Source organism: Spirochaetota bacterium (assembly GCA_038043445.1).
GTDB lineage: Bacteria > Spirochaetota > Brachyspiria > Brachyspirales > JACRPF01 > JBBTBY01.
In genome coordinates, this window is sequence record JBBTBY010000132.1 from 1 (window position 1) to 17,554 (window position 17,554).

The 17,554-nt window shown below is 56.2% G+C and carries 22 protein-coding genes and 1 tRNA gene; 3 read left to right on the forward strand and 20 right to left on the reverse strand.

Annotated features, from left to right (window positions below):
• The 10 genes from AABZ39_17605 to nadC all read right to left on the reverse strand — a co-directional run.
• Positions 1–542: DNA-directed RNA polymerase subunit beta (locus AABZ39_17605; GenBank protein MEK6796597.1), on the reverse strand; the 542-nt coding region annotated here is incomplete at its 3' end.
• 157 nt (positions 543–699) lie between these two features.
• Positions 700–1,080 carry a 50S ribosomal protein L7/L12 gene (gene rplL, locus AABZ39_17610; protein ID MEK6796598.1) on the reverse strand — a complete coding sequence of 127 codons (381 nt, stop codon included), beginning with the start codon at positions 1,078–1,080 and terminating at the stop codon, positions 700–702.
• Positions 1,081–1,117: 37 nt separating this feature from the next.
• Positions 1,118–1,636: a 50S ribosomal protein L10 gene (rplJ, locus tag AABZ39_17615; protein ID MEK6796599.1), complete on the reverse strand. Its 519-nt coding sequence runs from the start codon at positions 1,634–1,636 to the stop codon at positions 1,118–1,120.
• Between the two features lie 123 nt (positions 1,637–1,759).
• Positions 1,760–2,458 carry a 50S ribosomal protein L1 gene (gene rplA / locus AABZ39_17620; GenBank protein MEK6796600.1) on the reverse strand — a complete coding sequence of 233 codons (699 nt, stop codon included), beginning with the start codon at positions 2,456–2,458 and terminating at the stop codon, positions 1,760–1,762.
• Between the two features lie 5 nt (positions 2,459–2,463).
• On the reverse strand, positions 2,464–2,892 hold the full coding sequence (gene rplK, locus AABZ39_17625) for a 50S ribosomal protein L11 (GenBank protein MEK6796601.1): 429 nt from the start codon (positions 2,890–2,892) through the stop codon (positions 2,464–2,466).
• 33 nt (positions 2,893–2,925) lie between these two features.
• Positions 2,926–3,540 (reverse strand): transcription termination/antitermination protein NusG, encoded by a 615-nt coding sequence (gene nusG / locus AABZ39_17630; GenBank protein MEK6796602.1) that lies wholly within the window; start codon positions 3,538–3,540, stop codon positions 2,926–2,928.
• A 9-nt stretch (positions 3,541–3,549) separates the two neighbouring features.
• Complete coding sequence (gene secE, locus AABZ39_17635; GenBank protein ID MEK6796603.1) at positions 3,550–3,861, reverse strand: preprotein translocase subunit SecE; 312 nt, start codon at positions 3,859–3,861, stop codon at positions 3,550–3,552.
• A 109-nt stretch (positions 3,862–3,970) separates the two neighbouring features.
• A tRNA-Trp gene (locus AABZ39_17640) sits at positions 3,971–4,044 on the reverse strand.
• A gap of 66 nt (positions 4,045–4,110) precedes the next feature.
• Complete coding sequence (gene rpmG / locus AABZ39_17645) at positions 4,111–4,287, reverse strand: 50S ribosomal protein L33 (protein ID MEK6796604.1); 177 nt, start codon at positions 4,285–4,287, stop codon at positions 4,111–4,113.
• A gap of 286 nt (positions 4,288–4,573) precedes the next feature.
• Positions 4,574–5,437, reverse strand: a complete 864-nt coding sequence (gene nadC / locus AABZ39_17650; protein MEK6796605.1) for a carboxylating nicotinate-nucleotide diphosphorylase — start codon at positions 5,435–5,437, stop codon at positions 4,574–4,576.
• Positions 5,438–5,557: 120 nt separating this feature from the next.
• Between nadC and AABZ39_17655 the strand changes: the two genes are divergently transcribed.
• Genes AABZ39_17655 through AABZ39_17665 form a run of 3 tightly spaced genes read left to right on the forward strand, consistent with a single transcriptional unit; the run spans position 5,558 to position 8,812 of the window.
• A complete protein-coding gene (locus AABZ39_17655) occupies positions 5,558–6,442 on the forward strand; it encodes a GGDEF domain-containing protein (protein MEK6796606.1) in 885 nt (294 codons plus the stop codon).
• Complete coding sequence (locus AABZ39_17660; GenBank protein MEK6796607.1) at positions 6,439–8,001, forward strand: tetratricopeptide repeat protein; 1,563 nt, start codon at positions 6,439–6,441, stop codon at positions 7,999–8,001. The genes AABZ39_17655 and AABZ39_17660 overlap by 4 nt, the downstream gene beginning before the upstream one ends.
• Positions 7,952–8,812 carry a hypothetical protein gene (locus AABZ39_17665; GenBank protein ID MEK6796608.1) on the forward strand — a complete coding sequence of 287 codons (861 nt, stop codon included), beginning with the start codon at positions 7,952–7,954 and terminating at the stop codon, positions 8,810–8,812. The genes AABZ39_17660 and AABZ39_17665 overlap by 50 nt, the downstream gene beginning before the upstream one ends.
• On the opposite strand, the gene AABZ39_17670 is transcribed toward AABZ39_17665, so the two are convergent.
• The 10 genes from AABZ39_17670 to AABZ39_17715 form a co-directional block, all read right to left on the reverse strand.
• Positions 8,804–9,655: an aminotransferase class IV gene (locus AABZ39_17670; GenBank protein MEK6796609.1), complete on the reverse strand. Its 852-nt coding sequence runs from the start codon at positions 9,653–9,655 to the stop codon at positions 8,804–8,806. The two genes, AABZ39_17665 and AABZ39_17670, sit on opposite strands and share 9 nt — an antisense overlap.
• A complete protein-coding gene (locus AABZ39_17675) occupies positions 9,649–10,812 on the reverse strand; it encodes a hypothetical protein (GenBank protein MEK6796610.1) in 1,164 nt (387 codons plus the stop codon). The genes AABZ39_17670 and AABZ39_17675 overlap by 7 nt, the downstream gene beginning before the upstream one ends.
• Before the next feature lie 19 nt (positions 10,813–10,831).
• Positions 10,832–12,229 (reverse strand): sigma-54 dependent transcriptional regulator, encoded by a 1,398-nt coding sequence (locus AABZ39_17680; GenBank protein MEK6796611.1) that lies wholly within the window; start codon positions 12,227–12,229, stop codon positions 10,832–10,834.
• 75 nt (positions 12,230–12,304) lie between these two features.
• A complete protein-coding gene (locus AABZ39_17685) occupies positions 12,305–13,618 on the reverse strand; it encodes a folylpolyglutamate synthase/dihydrofolate synthase family protein (GenBank protein MEK6796612.1) in 1,314 nt (437 codons plus the stop codon).
• Positions 13,615–14,313 carry an anaerobic ribonucleoside-triphosphate reductase activating protein gene (locus AABZ39_17690; protein MEK6796613.1) on the reverse strand — a complete coding sequence of 233 codons (699 nt, stop codon included), beginning with the start codon at positions 14,311–14,313 and terminating at the stop codon, positions 13,615–13,617. The genes AABZ39_17685 and AABZ39_17690 overlap by 4 nt, the downstream gene beginning before the upstream one ends.
• 18 nt (positions 14,314–14,331) lie before the next feature.
• Positions 14,332–14,751: a polymer-forming cytoskeletal protein gene (locus AABZ39_17695; protein MEK6796614.1), complete on the reverse strand. Its 420-nt coding sequence runs from the start codon at positions 14,749–14,751 to the stop codon at positions 14,332–14,334.
• A 37-nt stretch (positions 14,752–14,788) separates the two neighbouring features.
• The gene (gene rpsR, locus AABZ39_17700) at positions 14,789–15,115 is read right to left on the reverse strand and encodes a 30S ribosomal protein S18 (protein MEK6796615.1); all 327 of its coding nucleotides are present in this window, start codon (positions 15,113–15,115) and stop codon (positions 14,789–14,791) included.
• A gap of 42 nt (positions 15,116–15,157) precedes the next feature.
• Entirely contained in the window at positions 15,158–15,637 is a 480-nt protein-coding gene (locus AABZ39_17705) for a single-stranded DNA-binding protein (GenBank protein ID MEK6796616.1), read from the reverse strand.
• Between the two features lie 10 nt (positions 15,638–15,647).
• Complete coding sequence (gene rpsF / locus AABZ39_17710; protein MEK6796617.1) at positions 15,648–15,929, reverse strand: 30S ribosomal protein S6; 282 nt, start codon at positions 15,927–15,929, stop codon at positions 15,648–15,650.
• A 369-nt stretch (positions 15,930–16,298) separates the two neighbouring features.
• Positions 16,299–17,516: a hypothetical protein gene (locus AABZ39_17715; protein MEK6796618.1), complete on the reverse strand. Its 1,218-nt coding sequence runs from the start codon at positions 17,514–17,516 to the stop codon at positions 16,299–16,301.
• Between the last annotated feature and the right edge of the window lie 38 nt (positions 17,517–17,554).

The window sequence follows — 17,554 nt, forward strand, 5'->3', positions numbered from 1 at the left end:
TACGCGGAATCCTTGTTCGAGAAATTGAACACGACGCCCGGCGATCGGTGTATCTGCGAAACAACGACACGTTCGGCGCCGTTGACGATGAAGGTACCGCGCTGGGTCATGGCGGGTATCTCGCCGATGAAGATATCCTGTTCGACGATCTTCATCGTTTCCTTCACGATAAGGCGCACTTTCATTTTAAAGGCATAGGCGAACGTCTTGTCGCGGACTATCGCCTCCTGCTCGGTTATCTTCGGGTCTTCGATCGTATAATTGATGAACTCGATGTGCATCTTCTCGTTCTGGCTCACGATAGGGAACACCGATTCGAGAACGAGTTCCAGGCCTTGTTTGTCGCGTTTTGCCGAGGGAATATCCTTCTGCAGGAATTCGTGGTAGGAGATCGTCTGCATCTCGAGGAAGTCCGGCGGCGTGCCTATCTCGGGGCTGCGTGCGAAGTTCACCCTGCCCTCATCGGTAACGGTATACTGCTTGGCAAAAGCAGTCCCACGCTCCGGATACTGCTTATTGTCGATGATGATCTCGTCGGCCATGGAAGCTCCTTACACCCGCGCGAGCGCGGTGCGTAGCGATGATGGGATAATAACGAACGCATAGGGCGCGTTTAAACGCCCTATGCGTATCCTGCGGGCATGCCCCGCGTCGATTGTCTTTTTCGATGCGTATCCTTTCATTAAATCGAAGGGATCCTTACTTGATCTCAACTTTTCCGCCGGCCGCTTCGATCTTCTTCTTGATCTCGTCAGCCTCTTCTTTCTTAACGCCCTCTTTGAGCTTTTCGGTGCCCTTCTCGACGGCATCCTTCGCCTCTTTCAGGCCAAGGCCCGTGACTTCGCGCACCGCTTTGATGACGTTGATCTTCTGCGCGGCATCATGCCCGGTGAGGATAACGTCGAACGCGGTCTTCTCTTCAACAGGGGCTGCACCGCCGCCGGCTGCCGGAGCCGCAGCGACCGGAGCCGAAGCGGTAACATTGAATTCCTTCTGTAACGCCTCGACGAGGTCGTTGAGTTCCACGACCGTCAGTTCCTTGACCGCGGCGATGAACTCTTCTTTTGTCAGCTTAGCCATTCTTCTTTCTCCTTGCAATAGTTGCGTGATAGCGGCATTACGCCGCTTTTTTGTCTTTTATCGCCGAAAGCGCATACACGAGCTTGCTCGTAATACCCTTGAGCGTAAAGACGTAATTCGATATCGGGCCCTGAACAGCACCGACCAGCCGCGAAAGAAGTATCTCGCGCGACGGAAGGCTTGCCACCTTCAATACATCGGCAGCACTCAACACTATGCCCTGGGTTATACCGCCCTTGAGCTTGAACGTCGGGTACTTTTTGCCGGCAGCGTTGATCGTTTCCGAAGCGAGCGAGAGATCGTCCTGTGAGAAGATCACTGCCGTCGGTTCGACAAGCAACGTTGCCATATCGGGCATGCCGGATTCCTTGAGCGCGATGTTGAAGATGCGGTTCTTCACCACATTGAGTCGGGCGCCCTTTTTCAAAAGCGCCTTCTTCATCTCCTTCACCTGCTCGGCCGTCATGCCGCGATAGTCGATGAATATGAGGGAGCTGTTCGTGGAAAGCCGCGACTTCAAAGCGCTTACCGCTTCTCTGTTTGCTTTACTTGGCATTGTGTCCCTCGTGTGTCTATTGGTCATGGCATTCACGCCCTCATGGGTCTGCATCCAAACCCTCATGCGGTCAACGGTGGATCAGCCGTCGCCCGACACGGATGCGTGTCCGCCAGGATCGCCTTACTTTATCTTCTTGAAATCGAGCTTCACACCCGCACCCATGGTGGAGGATATGCATACCCGTTTCACGTAATCGCCCTTGATATCGCTCGGGCGTTTCTTGAGCACGTCTTCGTAAAAGGCGAGGAAATTCGCCTTGATATCATCCGGGGTCATGGACGCCTTGCCGACGGCCATATGGATACTGCCCGCCTTATCGGCGCGATATTCGGCACGTCCCTTCTTGAACGCCTTCACCGTCGAGTCAACGTTCATGGTCACCGTTCCGGTCTTGGGATTGGGCATAAGCCCGCGGCGGCCGAGCACCTGTCCGAGCTTACCGACGTCCTTCATGAGATCGGGCGTTGCGATGGCGACATCGAAATCGAGGAAGCCGCCCTTCACCTTTTCCATGAGATCTTCCGCGCCGACATGATCGGCACCGGCCTTCTTCGCCTCTTCGGCCTTTTCGCCCTTGGCGAATACGAGCACTTTCTTCTCTTTCCCGAAGCTCACCGGGAGCGATATCGTATCGCGTATCGAATGCTTCGACTCGATATTGAGATTGACCACCGCTTCGATGGTCTCATCGAATTTCGCGGTCGCGTTCTGCTTCACCATCGTGACCGCTTCATCGACGGCGTACGTCTTCACACGGTCGACCGTGGTAGCGATCTTCCGATACCGCTTGCTGCCTTTTTCTCGTTTCTTAGTAGCCATTGCCGTTACTCCTCTGTGATGACGCCCATCGAGCGGGCGGTACCGGCGACGATCTTCTTCGCGCCTTCGATATCGTTCGCAGACAGATAATCCATCTTCTCTTTCGCTATCTCTTCGAGGTCCTTCTTGGAAAGGACGCCCGGGAGCTTCACCTTGTTCGGGGTGCCAGAACCCTTCTCCTGCTTCATGCGTTTCAGGATAAGCGTTGATGTCGGCGTACCCTTGGTGATGAAGCTGTAGGACTTATCGTCATACACCGTGATCACGGTGTTGAGTATCTGCCCTTTGACCTTCATCGTCTTTGCATTGAAGTCCTTGCAGAAAAGCGCGATGGGTACCTGCTTCTGCCCGAGCGCGGGCCCGAGCGGGGGCGCCGGCGTCGCCTCGCCTGCGGGGATACGAACCTTTACCATGCCGACTACTTTCTTTGCCATACCGTTTTCCTTGGACGGACGCGTGTGCGCCCGTTATAATTTCTTCACTTTCATGAAATCTATCTCCGTCGGGGTGGCGCGGCCGAAGATCTCGATGCGCACCGTGATCTTCCCCTTGTCCGGATTGATATGCTCGATGATGCCGTTCAAACCGTTGAACGGACCGTCGATGACCTTGACCTTCTCGCCCACTTCGTAGTCGATCTTGACCGTGTCGGGCATCTCGCCTTTTTTCTTCGCCGTCTTATCGTCGAACAATCGCCGTACATCCTCATCCTTCAGCGGCGTGGGAATGACGCGGCCTTCTTCTTTCGTCGTAGCATGACTGCCGATGAAACCGGCGACACCCGGCGTCTTTCTGATGAGCGTCCACGTAACATCGCTCATGACCATTTCGACGAGCACGTAGCCGGGATAGAAACGCTCCTCGCGGCTCACCTTCCGCCCGTTACGCAGTTCCGTAACTGTTTCGGAGGGGATATTCACGTTGGTGATAAGGTCCTTCATGCCCGCCTCGTCGGCGCGCTTCAGTATCCGTTCGCGGACCTTGTTCTCGTACCCGGCCTGTGTATGGACGATGTACCATTTGCGGTCGTTCGTCACGGCCGATGCCGCGAGCGTTTCTGTCGGTGTTGTTTCTTCGCTCATTATATCTTCCTACCGTTTCCGGCGCAGGTAGCGCAGCCCGAAGTACGCAAGGACGACAGCCCCCGCGATGACGAGGAGCACGAGCCCGAACCGCGACCCGAATATCGTCGTTGCAAGCGTTCCGGTAAGCATATTGCGCACGATGAACGATATGATGTAGTCGACGCCGGCAAGCGCCACCGATACGATGATGAGCGAAACGATGACGACCACCGTCATGTTCATGACCTCGTCGCGCGACGGCCACACACTGCGCTCAAGGAGCTCTTTCATCGATTCCCTGAGGAACTCGCGTATCCTGCCCGGCTTCTTTTCGCTCATAACGCACCTTCGCTGATATCGTTCGAACCCGTCCGTTGCACCAGCACTGCACCGACGTGCAAGCGCGATCGCCGATCCTCGTTCTACGATCGGATTTTCGACACGCTCTCAGGTCAGACAGGACTCGAACCTGCAACATGCGGTTTTGGAGACCGCCGCTCTACCAATTGGAGCTACTGACCCAACATGACCCACAAAGCGGATCCCGCATCTTCGCGTTGACCGCCGTTACCGCACGCTTCCTTGATTCTATTTCGAGATCTTTATCTCAGTGTGCATCGTATGCTTCTTGTCAAAGCGGCAGAACTTTTTCAGCTGCAGCTTCTCAGGCATATTCTGCCGATTTTTTACCGTGGTGTAGTTCTTACGCTTACACTCGGCACACTGAAGATGTATCGCTTCGCTCTTTTTTTTGCCCGCAGCCATACGACGCTACCTTTATAATAGGAAAGCATAACGCCGTCCTATCCTGAAAATTGAGGACAAGAGTGTACATCATTCTATATTTTTGTCAACAGGGCGCAGGAAAAAATCGATACCGGAAAACTTGCGAATTTCCAGTGTTTTCATCGTTTTTTGACACTATCACCCACGGTCGTACTCATCAGGTTGCGGAAGTGGAAAAGACGCGGACCGTATGATCATAACAATGCCCTGTAGATGAAACCCATCGCTACCGACAGCGGGGCTACGCCTCGCGCATTAGCTGCGGCTATGCCATCTTGAACGAAAAATCGTGCGCCTTCACCGAATGCGTGAGCGAACCGATGGAGATATAATCCACCCCGAGCCGCCCGAGCGTAACAAGACGCCCCATGGTGATATTCCCTGAAACCTCTATCTTCACGATGCGCCCGAGTAGTTTTTTCGCTTCCGCAAGCGCGATATCATCCATATTGTCGAGCATGACAACGTCGGGCAGTATTTCGAGCGCCGCCTTTACATCGGCTATCGAATCGAGCTCTACTTCGATGATCTTCCTATCGGGATTGTTCTTCCTCACCCGTGTGAGCGCCTCGCGGACGCCGCCAGCCGCTCTGATATGATTGTCCTTGATGAGGAACATATCGTTGAGCGTCATACGGTGGTTGTATCCCCCTCCGACGCATACGGCATATTTCTGCAGGCGCCGCATGCCGGGAACGGTCTTGCGTGTATCGAGTATCTTGACATGATATTCCTTCACCGCCTCGACAGCCTCCGCCGTGCGTGAGGCGATACCGCTCAGATGCTGTATGAAATTGAGCGCGACCCGTTCACCCTTGAGAAGCGATGCGACACGCCCCTTGACCGTCGCTATCGTTTCCCTGAACGTGAGCTCGGCACCGTCCTTATGCGCGGATTCGAACACGATGTCCTTATCGATGCGCGAGAATACGAGACGGAATATATCGAGCCCGGCGAGCACACCACGGTCCTTGCTGATAAGATGGAATATACCGCTCTCATCGCCGGTTAATACCGCCCCGGTGGTGATATCGGCATCCGCCCTGTCCTCGGCGAGGGCACGGTCTATGCATGCGAGGGCATCATCGCGTATATCGTCGAATGAAAGCCGGTGCTCAAAGGTGTCCATGATGGCGGTGCTCCTCGATGATGCGCGATACTGCGGGAAAATCACGGGATTGTACCGCGATGAAGTGTTTATTGCAATAAGCATGCGTCGATATTATAATTGGAGCATGAGCACTAATCGATGTATACGAAGATACTTGCACAGCTGAAATCGATACCGCACCCGTTCTCCATAGACCGCGTCGTGACGCTCATGGCGCCGGTCATTCGCGGCGAACTCTCGGCTTCCGCCGTCGACATCTATTTCCTGCCGCAACGCGCCCCCTCCCTCGTGTGCTGGTACCGGGAAAGTCCCGCGACGGATACACGTACGCAGGCGAAAGTGCTCGACGCGTTCAAACGCGGGACGGACCGCAATGCCGACGGCATGTTCGCCTATACGCTCCATGCCCGCGGGAAACGCTTCGGCATGGTGGCGGCGCACCTGACGAGCGCATCGATAGACGTCCGCGAAGGATTCATCATGCTCCTCGATTACTTCGCGCTCCTGCTCTACAGTGAAAAGCTCTCCTTCCTCGCCAATCGCGACAGGCTCACCCAGCTCTATAATCGCGGTTTTATCTTTCAAACCCTCGAGCGCTGGACAGCCGAGCGCGTTCCCGTTTCCATCGTCATGATGGATGTCGATCATTTCAAGCATTACAATGACAAATACGGTCATCAAACGGGCGACGTCGTCCTCAAAAAGCTCGCCGCGATGCTCAAGGAAGAATTCAAGGGGGCGCTCATCGGCCGCTACGGCGGGGAAGAGTTCATCTGCGCCTTCAAGAACGGCGATGAGAAAAAACTGGCCGCCGCCATGGAGCATATACGCGCCGTCACCGAAGCCGCCGATTTTTCCACGGCCGAGTATTCGCTCCGGGTGACCATATCGCTCGGCGGTGCGGTGTTCACGCCGGGGAAAGGCGTCACCTTCATCGATACGATACGCGAGGCGGACGAAGCGCTCTATCGGTCAAAACACGAGGGCAGGAACCGCGTAACGGTGGCAGGGGCGCGCGCATGAAGATCGCATATCCCCTTGTCATCATCGGTGCATGTCTTTCCCTTCTCGGATTCTCGAAAAAGCCGGAATTGCCGGAAAATCCGCCGTCAGGAACGACGGGAACGGCCGTTCGACCGAAAGACACTGAACGTACTTTGCAGGAGCGATCGAATGCAGCGCCGTCGGAGATGGCGACGTCCTCCTCGACCAGCAATGCGGCAGCGATCACCTCCACTACCGCCCGCATCGACACACGGGATGATACGCCTGTTAAGAAGATACGTACGGGGAGAATTCCGAACACGAATGTCCCGTCGCTGCCCCTTGATGACGTGCTTGGCCGGATACGGTCCAACGGCTACGATGCCACCCCCGAACAGAAGGCCGTTCTCGCTGAAATGCTCGCAGCATCGCTCGGCACAAGACCGAGGAACGACGATGACCTTATCCGTACCGCGTTCACCGCCGCCGACCGCTTCATACTGCTCAATGATATCCCCAATGCGCTCATCTGGTATGCGAACGGCATGACCGCCGCACGGCGCATCGTTACCGCACTCCCGACCCCGTCGGATGTGCTCATGCTCTCGACAGGGACCGTCCTTACGAACGCACTCGTTTCATTCGCGGATGGTCTTTTCGTCGCCAATGCGGGAGGGGGGAATGTCTCTGCGTATGATGTGTGGGATATCCTTGCGGAGTCGACGCATGTCGTGAGCAGGGAACTCGCCGCCGATGAAGCGCTCTACGCCTCAGCGCTCGTTCATTACGTCGCTGCCGATCACGGCGCCGCACTCGATGCCCTTTCCGCCATTGTACGCCCGGAGCGCTTCCCGTCGATCGCGCTCTATCGCGCCCTCATGCAGCTCTCCCTCGGGCGATACGAGAGATCGTTCAGGGAATTCGACCGCATCAGCGAACGCCACGATACCGCAGCGCTCTATCACAACCGCTCGCTCGCCGATATCCGCGCCGGCCGTACGAACGAAGCGCTTACCGGCCTTACCAAAGCGCATCGGGAAAAACCGGGCACACCGGTGATAGCGTACAATCTCGGATCGATATACCGCGCCCGTCACGACCTTCAGAAAGCCGCGTATTACTATACGCGCGCATCCGATACCGACCCGCGCTACAGCCCCGCCGCCTACGCGCTCGGGCTCATCTTCATGGAAGTGGAGGATTACCCGCGGGCGCTCATGTATCTGTCATCGGTCGAGAGCAACGGGCAATCGAGCACGCTGGTATCACGCGCCCCCCTGTTCAATAACATCGCCGTCTGTCTCATGAACATGGACCCGCCGCAGAACGAACGTGCGCTCCAATACGCTGAACGGGCCGTTACGGAATCTGCCGCCCTGACGAACAGCACGAATTGGACCATCCCCATGCATGCGGCCGTTCTCGATACCAAAGCGGACGTACTCGCCGCGCTCGGCAGGTACAGCACCGCAGCCGATACGCTCACAGAGGCCATGACCGTACTCTCGCGTCCAACCAATAGACATCCGAACATACAAGGAGATATCGATGAATACCAGCGAAAGCAGCGGGATTATCGTGCAAAAACGAATCGTTAGCGCTGTCATCATCCTCGCCGGCGCACTCGCCTGCACATTCCCTGCGGCCGCCTCGACGGCCGGGCGCGATCCGGCGTGGGCCCAGGTCGGCCGTGCGAAGCGGACCATCGCCGAAGGGAATATCGGGCTAGCACTGAAACAGCTCCATGATGTCCTGCGCATCGAGACGAACAATGCCGATGCGCATTACCTCCTCGGCGAGCTGTATCGGGGCGAGAAGAAATTCGATGCCGCCATCGTCCACTATAACGCCGTCATCAAATACGCATCGACCTTAAGCGTTCCGTCGAAGGAGATCGATGCGCGATTCAGCATACTGCTCTGCTATACGAACAGCGATATGGTCATACGCGACCGCGCAGTGACGAATATCCTCCGGTTTGCCGAGACGAAGCGCGATCCGACCGTGAGCTGGCGGCTCCATTATTTCCTCGGCGATTATTATGAAAAGCTCGGCAATGAAGTGCGCGCCATGTACCACTACACGAACGCGGACGCCATAGCATGGCTCAATGCCGATCGCATCAAACACTATTCGCGCGATGCCGCCCAGGAACGCGCGGGGGAGCGGGCGGAGCATGCCCGCATCGCAGCGACCGAGCTTCCCTCGCAGCGCATGCTCATGTACCGCATATCGAAACTGTATAACCGTGCGAAGGATTTCAATAATGAGAAACGCTGTCTCATGCGGGCGAGCGATTATGAATTCGCGGAAGGAACAAAGGAAACGGCGAAGATAGACCAGTATATCGCGGAGAGGCTCAACGTGCTCAAGCAGCTCCCGCCGCCGAAGGGCGAACGTTCAAAATGAAACAGAACGTGCGGCGTTGCATGTATCGACGAGCGAGCGTGTGAGCGTCCCGACCGGGAACGTTACGTTCCCCACACGCGTGACCGGGACTATGCCGCGTACGGTATCGCTCACGAAAACCTCGGCGGCGCTCCACAGTTCGTCCGATTCTATCTCATCAAAGAGCACGTCATACCCGAGCGAACCTGCAATGAGCACCACGTGATTGCGCGTTATCCCGGGGAGCACGCCGCTCACCGGTGTACGCACCGCCCCGTCGCGATAGATGAATATATTCGCCTGCGTGCACTCAAGTATCTTCCCCTGCATGACAACGAGCGCGTCATCGAATCCGCTGCGCCGGGCCTCCGCGAAGAGGAGCGTATTCTGAAGACAGGAGAGCGTCGGATGTTCCGCCAATGGATTGTATGCCGGCACGTGAGCGAGCGAAAGCGATATCCCGTTCGTGTAGAGCTCTGAAGAGATCCCCGCCTGCCCGACGGTAATGATGTACATCGCCTCTTCCGGGGAGGAAAGCGCCCCCGGTTCTCCCGCGCGCATCACCACGATGGTCGCCACCGCATACGCATCGGCGAGACCGTTCTTCTCGATAAGAATGGCGATGATGCTTTCGAGCGCGGAAATATCGAAATAGAGATCGAGCTTGAGAAATGCGCAGCTGTCGTAAAGGCGATTGACATGTGCCGAAAGATCGATCATCTTCGAGCGGCTTATGAACACCGATTCGTATACACCGTCAGCGCCGTTGGTTCCCCTCCCGAGAATGCGTATCGATGCTTCCGCCTCCCGGACTATATTGCCGTTGATGGCGATGTAGCGCTCATCGCGATGTCCGCCTACCATAAGGAACGCGCCTTCTCACGCATGCCGATGCCGTCGGCGCTGATGATATCCCCGTAATAACGGAACGTTATCCGTACCGTGCCGTGCTGCTTCGTACTGTCAGTGACCGGATACATCATCCCGGCGCGTTTTGCGAGCGTATACCGCGGGGTGAAGGCGATGACTGTCCCATTCGTGGATTCCGCTGTCGTTACCCGGGTCTGATCGTTATGCACTACGGCGATATCAGGCACCGGCGTCCACTGACCGCGGAATCGATAGAACGCCCTGCCGACCGCACTGCCGGCGGGCGCACTTGCGAACACGACGACCGGTATCGGACCGTACCAGGGGTGGCGGCATACCGCGAGCATGCGCTCGGTCGATAGACGCGTCGGCGCTATCCCCGCTCTGAACTCGGCGATGAATGGAACGTTCTCGAGAACGAATGTATCGCCGGGGACTTCGAGCTTGCCGACGGCAAGTCCCGTTTTCACCTGCGTGAAGAGCGCCTTATTGGGGCGCCAGTTGAGCATCCATCCGAACGTCTCCATATCATAAAGCCCGGTGACATCGCCATGCGCCTTCCTGTCTATCCTGAGGGTACAGGTGATGTTCGAGAGCGTGCGCACTACGGAGGTGTCCCCCCCGCGGAAGCGTGCTGTTGCCGCGTTGAAGAACGGCGCGTAGAACAAGCGTCTGCTGTAACGTTCATGCGTCGTCTCATAGTACGAATTATTGTTCATGAAATTGAAGAAGGTATACGTGAATGTCCGCACACTTGAGAGGTTCACACCGTCGATGGCGATGATCGCATTGCTCTGCAGGAGACAAAGCGTGAAGAATTCCTTGTACGCTGTGCTGCCGATGAAAGGGAGAAAGCGCTTCACGCCGAACTGTTTCGCCGTGCGATAGTTAAGATCGAACACCTCGTTCGTGCACCAGCCGGATACGAACATGCGATTATCATTCACGAGCCGCTCGATGCGGACGGGCACCGGCGATTCATTCTTTGACGTCACTATCTCGTCGGAGCCGGTGAAACGCTGATACGCATAGAACAACAGGAAGAACAGCACGGCAACGATGACGAACCATGCATAGGGGCGCTTTTTCTGACGAAGCCCCTTCTTGTAGATGTAAAAACCGCTTGCATTGCGGTTGTCCATACGCATCACGTATTCCCCCTGAAGCGTGTCATGCCAGTATATGCGAGTATAGGATGAACGTCAAACACAGCACCGCGTGTATCGAGTACTCCTTCATCTTCGCATACAGCGTCTGACGGGTTATCTCAAGCGTATCGGCCGCCTTGCGTTTATTGCCCTTGCAGAGTATGAGCGCCTGGCGTATCGCTTCTTTCTCGATGCTTTTTATCGATCGCCCCGCAAGCGGCAGCTCCCCCGATGCGGATGCGTTCTCGGCACAGGGCTTTGAAAACTCGTCGGGGAGCGTCTCGCAGGCGATATGATCATGCAGGATGGTCAGCCGTTCAATGAGGTTCTTAAGCTCGCGCACATTGCCCGGCCACGGATATGCCTCGAACGCGGCATACACGCTCTCATCGACGGTCACTTTCTTGCCGCGTGCGGATTCATTGAGCGCAAGGAAATGTTCTGCAAGTGCGCGCACCGCACCCGGCCGTTCCCTGAGCGGCGGTATCTTTACCGGCAGTACCGTGAGCCGGTAGTAGAGGTCGCTCCTGAACGCGCCCTGTTCTACCGCCTTTTTAAGGTCGCGGTTGGTCGCCGCCACAACGCGTACGTCGACGAACGTCTTGTCGACGGAACCGACCCGGTCGACCTCGCCGTTCTCGAGTACGCGGAGGAGTTTTGACTGCAGATTCTGCGGAAGCTCGCCTATCTCATCGAGGAATATCGTTCCGCCGTCGGCGACCTCGAATTTACCCGCTTTCGTCTTTACCGCGCCGGTGAACGCCCCGCGCTCATGACCGAACAGCTCGCTCTCGAGCAGATGCTCGCTTATCGCGGCGCAATTGACGACGACGAACGGCCGTGCGGAACGCGTGCTTTCGCGATGAATGACGTTGGCAACGACCTCCTTGCCGGTGCCGGATTCACCGAGTATGAGCACGGTGCTGTCGGTCAATGCGATCTTCTTCACTTCCGCCATGAGGTTCTGCATGACGGGGCTTACCGCTACCATGCTGTGTGATACATCCCGCAGCTTCGACACTTCCTCGTTCAGATAGACGTTCTGGCGTTCGAGCTCTATCTTTTCCTCCGCCCGCTTCAGTATGGCAAGCAATTCCTCGAAATGCAGCGGCTTGAGCAGATAATAGAACGCACCCTCCGTCATCGCCTGCACGGCGCTTTCGATGGTGCCGTATGCGGTGAGGAATATCACCGGCATCGTGAAGCCTGATTTTTTCATTTTTTTGATGAGCTCGATGCCGTTCTCATCGCCGATGAGAAGATCGGTGATGAGTATATCGACCTTTTCCGCCTGCAGCACCGTCATGGCAGAACTGATGTTCTCGGATTCTATGATGCGATACCCTTTGTCGGTCATTACGAAGGAAAGCATATTGCGTGCTTCGGCTTCGTCATCACAAATGAGTATAGTGTACTTCATGGGATCTCGCCTGAATCTTGCTGCCGGACGAATGCAGTATACTCATCGAATGGCAGTTTGTCAATATATTTGACACTATTTCATCGAGAAGTATGACGATACCGCGTAGAGAGAACCGGTTATCAATGTGCAATATCCGCTCTTTTGCAGGCTTTTCAGGCTTTCCATTGCCTGTGAAAAATCCGATATCTCCTCACAGGCAAAGCCATATGAACGCGCTTTTTCCGCTGACACATGCGCATCGGCGCTTTTATGCGACACCGGTGCCGTCACGATGAGATGCTCGGTAAAACCGGCGAGCGCCTCGCACATACCGTCGATATCCTTATCGAGGAGCGGCGCGAAAAGCACGGCGAATTCCCTTCCCGGCGCTATCGCACGTATCGCTGCTGTGACTTTCCGCATCGAATCGGCATTATGCGCGCCATCGACGATCGAAAGCGGTTCCCGCGATACGATATTCATCCGCCCGCGAATGGACAGGTCCCGCACCGATCTCGCCATGCGGCGTATCGTTCTCTCCGCGGGCGAAAGTACGATCTCAACGGCGCGAAGCGCAAGGGAAAGGTTCTCCATTTGGAACTCGCCGATGAGCGGCGTCTGTATCTCCACGCAGAGGCCGCTCCCGGACGTATATTCGAAACGCGTACCGTCGATCGATATATCCTTCAACACCGTTACTATGCCCGCGCCGAAAACCGTGAGCGGCGCGGCATGTTCTTCCGCAGTGCGGCGTATCACCGTAAGCGCATCCGTCGGCTGCATGGCGGAGATCACCGGTGCCGCAGTTTTGATGATGCCCGCTTTCTCACGCGCAATCTCCGGCAAGGTCGATCCGAGCTTATCCATGTGATCGAACGACAGCGACGTTATCACCACCGCATCGGGCATAACGACATTGGTGGAATCGAGCCGCCCGCCCATGCCCACTTCGATGACGGCCCAATCGACATGGCGTTCACGAAAATACATGAGCGCAAGCGCAGTGAAAAGCTCGAACGTCGTCGGCTTCATGGCATCCGGGAACGTATCGACAATGCCGGCCGCTCTGCCGGTGAGACGCATGAACTCCCTCTTCGGTATCATCGCCCCGTCGACCATTATCCGTTCGCGCACATCGAGGCAATGCGGCGACGTGAAAAGCCCCGTATGCTTCCCGTCCGCGCGGAGGAAACGCTCGGCCGCCGCTGCGGTAGAGCCCTTCCCTTTCGTACCGGCGATGTGGAGCACACGGAACGTCTGGGTATAACCGAGCGCATCGAGCAGACGCTGCATGCGTGTAAGGTTATAGTTCTCAGGGTCGTACGTCGCTGTACGGCGCGTCTCATAATTGACGAATGCATACAGCCAGTCGAGTGCGGCATCCATCGATGTGAACCGTTGTTTCATATCAGCTCGCACACCGCCACGCCTGCGATACGCGCACGGATGCGCTCCATCGTCTTCGACGTATAGGGTATCATGGATGCATAGTTCTCATCAAGCGTATTCGCGGGATCGAATTTCTGGAGTATCACATGCGCGCCGGTCAATACCGGGAGAAGCGCGTCCACATCAGCCTCATCGAGAATGCCGGGCGCCGCCGTAATGCGGAGATCCCATACGATGGGCGACTCCCTGAGCAGGGACAGCGTTTCATGCACACGTATGGCGGCATCGGGGATAGTGCATACGCGGCGGTACTTATTGAGCGCGGTCTTGATATCGAGCGACACATGGGAAAGCGAAGAGAGCGACGCTCGAACGGCGGAGGGGGTGCTTCCGTTCGTGTTCAGTTTTATCGGGAGCGACAGCGAATGCAATTCATCGATGATATCGGGCATGTCCGCGTGAAGCGTCGGCTCGCCGCCGGTCACCACGACACCGTCGATCTTGCCGCGAAGCGACGATATGCGTTCAAGCAGTTCATCATATCGCCAGTATGAAGCCGTCACCGGGACGTTCACCAGGAGCGGGTTATGGCAGTAGCCGCAGCGAAAATTGCATGACGCTGCGAAAAGTATGGCCGCGATACGTCCGGGGTAATCGATGAACGAGACATCCGACCCGCCGCGGACGAATATCCTATCCCGCGATCGGGTCATGACACACGCCGTCGATGCTTACTTCTTCGGCGGTAATCCGCTCGCAGGAGCGGGTGTTGCGGCCGGTGCCGCAGCGGAAGCCGTCGTCATCGTACAATTGCCGTTGAAGCGGCAGCCGCTCTGGATGACGAGGTCCGGAGTTTTGATATCACCGGAGATCTGCGAACTTCTCGCGAAAATAATGCTCTTTTTCGCTTCGACATTGCCTTCTATCCTGCCGTAGCAGACGATGGTATCGCTCTTGATATTGGCCTTGACAACGGCCTTGTCGCCGATGACAAGTTCGCCCGTAGCGTCTATTTCGCCTTCGAACGTTCCCTTTATCATGAGCGATGTCTTGAACGAAAGCGTACCTTTAAAAATGATATCGTCGGCGAGTACCGTTACGATGCTCTTCTCGTCGATCGTTACTGCGTCGCTTTCCGGTTGTTTTGCCATGTGCTTCTCCTCTCTGTGCTCTCTATCGTTCTGTGTATTATACCCTGGCTTTGTACGGCAACAGCGCCATGATGCGTGCGCGCTTTATCGCAAGCGATACGAGACGCTGATGCTTCGCGCAATTGCCGCTCAGGCGATGCGGGAGTATCTTTCCGCCCTCTTTCGTGAAACGGCGGAGGAATTTCCCGTCCTTATAATCGACCTCGTCCACCTTGCTCTTGCAGAAATGACAAACTTTGCGCTTAAAAAAGCGCTTCCGATCGTCATCCTTGCGACGCTCGCGACCGCCGCCGCCGTCGGACGGCGGGGGACTTGCCGGCGGGGCTTCGGGTGCCGGGTTCTCAGATACTATTTCGTCAGCCATTGTTCTCTCCTTGTACTATCTATCGTGTTGCATTATTTTCGTTCAGAAAGGCACTTCGTCGTCATTAAAACCTTCGCCCGCACTTGCTGCATTGCTTGACGCAGCACTTGTTGCATTACCTGTTGCACCGCCTGCCGCATTCGACTGCGCATCCGCCGGGGCAGCGCCTTCACCGGATGAACCGCCGCCTTCGCCTTTCGCGCCGAGCATCTGCATATCATTGATGATGATCTCGATGCGGGAGCGATTGCCGCCGCTCTGCTTGTCCTGCCAGCGCTGCTGCCGGAGCGTTCCACGCACGGCTATCTGCTTCCCTTTCTTAAGGTAGGTATTGCAGGTATCCGCGAGCTTGCCGAAGGCGACGATATCGAAAAAGTTCACATCATTCGTCTTATTGGCACCGTAATAATTGTTCGCGAGCGAAAAGCTCGCCTTTGTGGTCCCGGTCGGCAACTGATCGGATTTCGGGTCCGCGGTCAATCTCCCGATGAGAACGACCGAGTTCAGATCGCTGTATGCCATTGCCCCTCCCCTACTTGCCGAGCGCTATTATCATGCTGCGGAGTATGTTCGCGTCGTGCTTAAGCTCGCTCTCGATGCCGGAAATTACTTTCGGCTCCGCCTTGAAATGGTAGAAATAGTAATGCCCGTCCCGCACCTTGCCGATGTCGTAGGCAAGCTCTTTGACGCCGAAATCTTCTTCCTTCTCGATGACGCAGCCATGCGCATCGAGAGAAGCCTTTACCTTGTCCTTCGCCCGCAGGAACACGGCATCGTTGTTCTCGCTGAAGAACAGTATCTCGTACAGTTTCATGGGAACTCCTTGGTCTGATGGCATACGGTCAAGCCGCATGCAGAGTTGTAATGTGCGGGGCATTATATATGAACGGGCCGCGCTGTCAACAGCGATCCGCGCTTTGCGAGAAGATTGAGCATCTGCAGGCGGAATATTCCTGCTGGGGGTAGCAGACAATAACCGTGAAGCATCTGCGGCAGTTTCAGCTCGTGATAAATCACAAGCGGGTGATGCGTAAATTCCGCTTATTCCGCAGGCATCGCAATTCTTGCATGAAACTCCATACCCCTGAAGCCGATGGCCTTCAGGCCGTTGGCTTTCCCCTTGCAGAAAGCGCAGCCCTTCAGGGCTGCGCTTAGAATACTCATCGTATGAGCATTTGCATTCTTACCCCATGTTCGATACCGAAAGATCCGGATTGCCCGGTCCGAAATGCTTGAGCATGACTATCGGATCCGTCGTCGAAGGATTCGTTATGCGCACACCTGCCGCGGCTGCCGCCTCGCTCACGAAGAACTCGTCGTTCGTCATTTGCCCGTAGCGTATGAGCGCGGGTGTTTCGATATTCCATTCGCCGAGCGTGCCATGACCCTGCATCATGATAAGCCCGTAGGCCCCGGCGTCCTTTATCTGTACGGTTTTCCCCGGGAGCACGGTGAGCTCTTTCGCGCAAAACGCGTCGGAGCGATAGCATATCCACTGTTCGATATATCCCTCGCGTTCCATTTCCGCTACGGGACGCACCGGCAGCGGACGCATGAAATGTTTCTTCGCGAAAAGCGGATCGATGTTCAATTCCCAATCGATGACGCTCATGAGCCGTTCTATATCGCCGGTCTGCGCCTTCGGCGTATCCTTCCAGAGCAATTCCGGCGGCACCACCTGTCTGTCGCCGATGACCGATTGATACATGGCGAACACATCGGATGCCTTCTGCGGCTCGTAGGTACAGAGCGAACCCGGCGCATGGAGCACGCCCGGCGGCACATCCCAGCCCGTACCCGGCTCAAGCCGGAACGCCTGCGATATGTTGGTAATCTTATTATCGCCCTTGGTGAAATCGCGGAGGCATCGGCGCACATCATCCTTTGTCATATGCGGCTGAAATCCGAAGAAGGTGTACGGGAAATCCCCGCCGTGATTGTTCACCTGCGGCGGAAAATAGTACGCCTCGGGCTTACCCATCTGTCCGACGTCCTTCGCATGCTCGTCGCGGTGATGGATGTGATGCGGGAGCGGCGCCTGATTGTCAAAGAATTTCGAGTACATCGGCCATGCATGATATTCTTTCCAGAGCCGCTCGCCGAGAAGCGCGCCCTTGAGCTCGGCCACCGCATCCCGCAGCAGCACGGTATTCTCTTTCCCATTATCCGTGTATACGACGCGGCTTAATCCTTCATCCTTCGAGGTGAGCGGTCCATTGTCCGCCGGCGTCGTCGACGCGAACCATCGCTCATCGATGCCGCCGCGTTCGCCCCCCATGGCGTAGTAATCGTCCGGGTGAAGCTTGATGCGTCTGCCCGGTATGCAGAACGAGCGCGGCACCCAATTCGGCGCAAGCCGCAGTATCCCTTTTCCCTGTTCAAGCGCTGATGATGCATTCATACTATACTCCATTCTTACACTCCCCTTCCCCTCTCTCA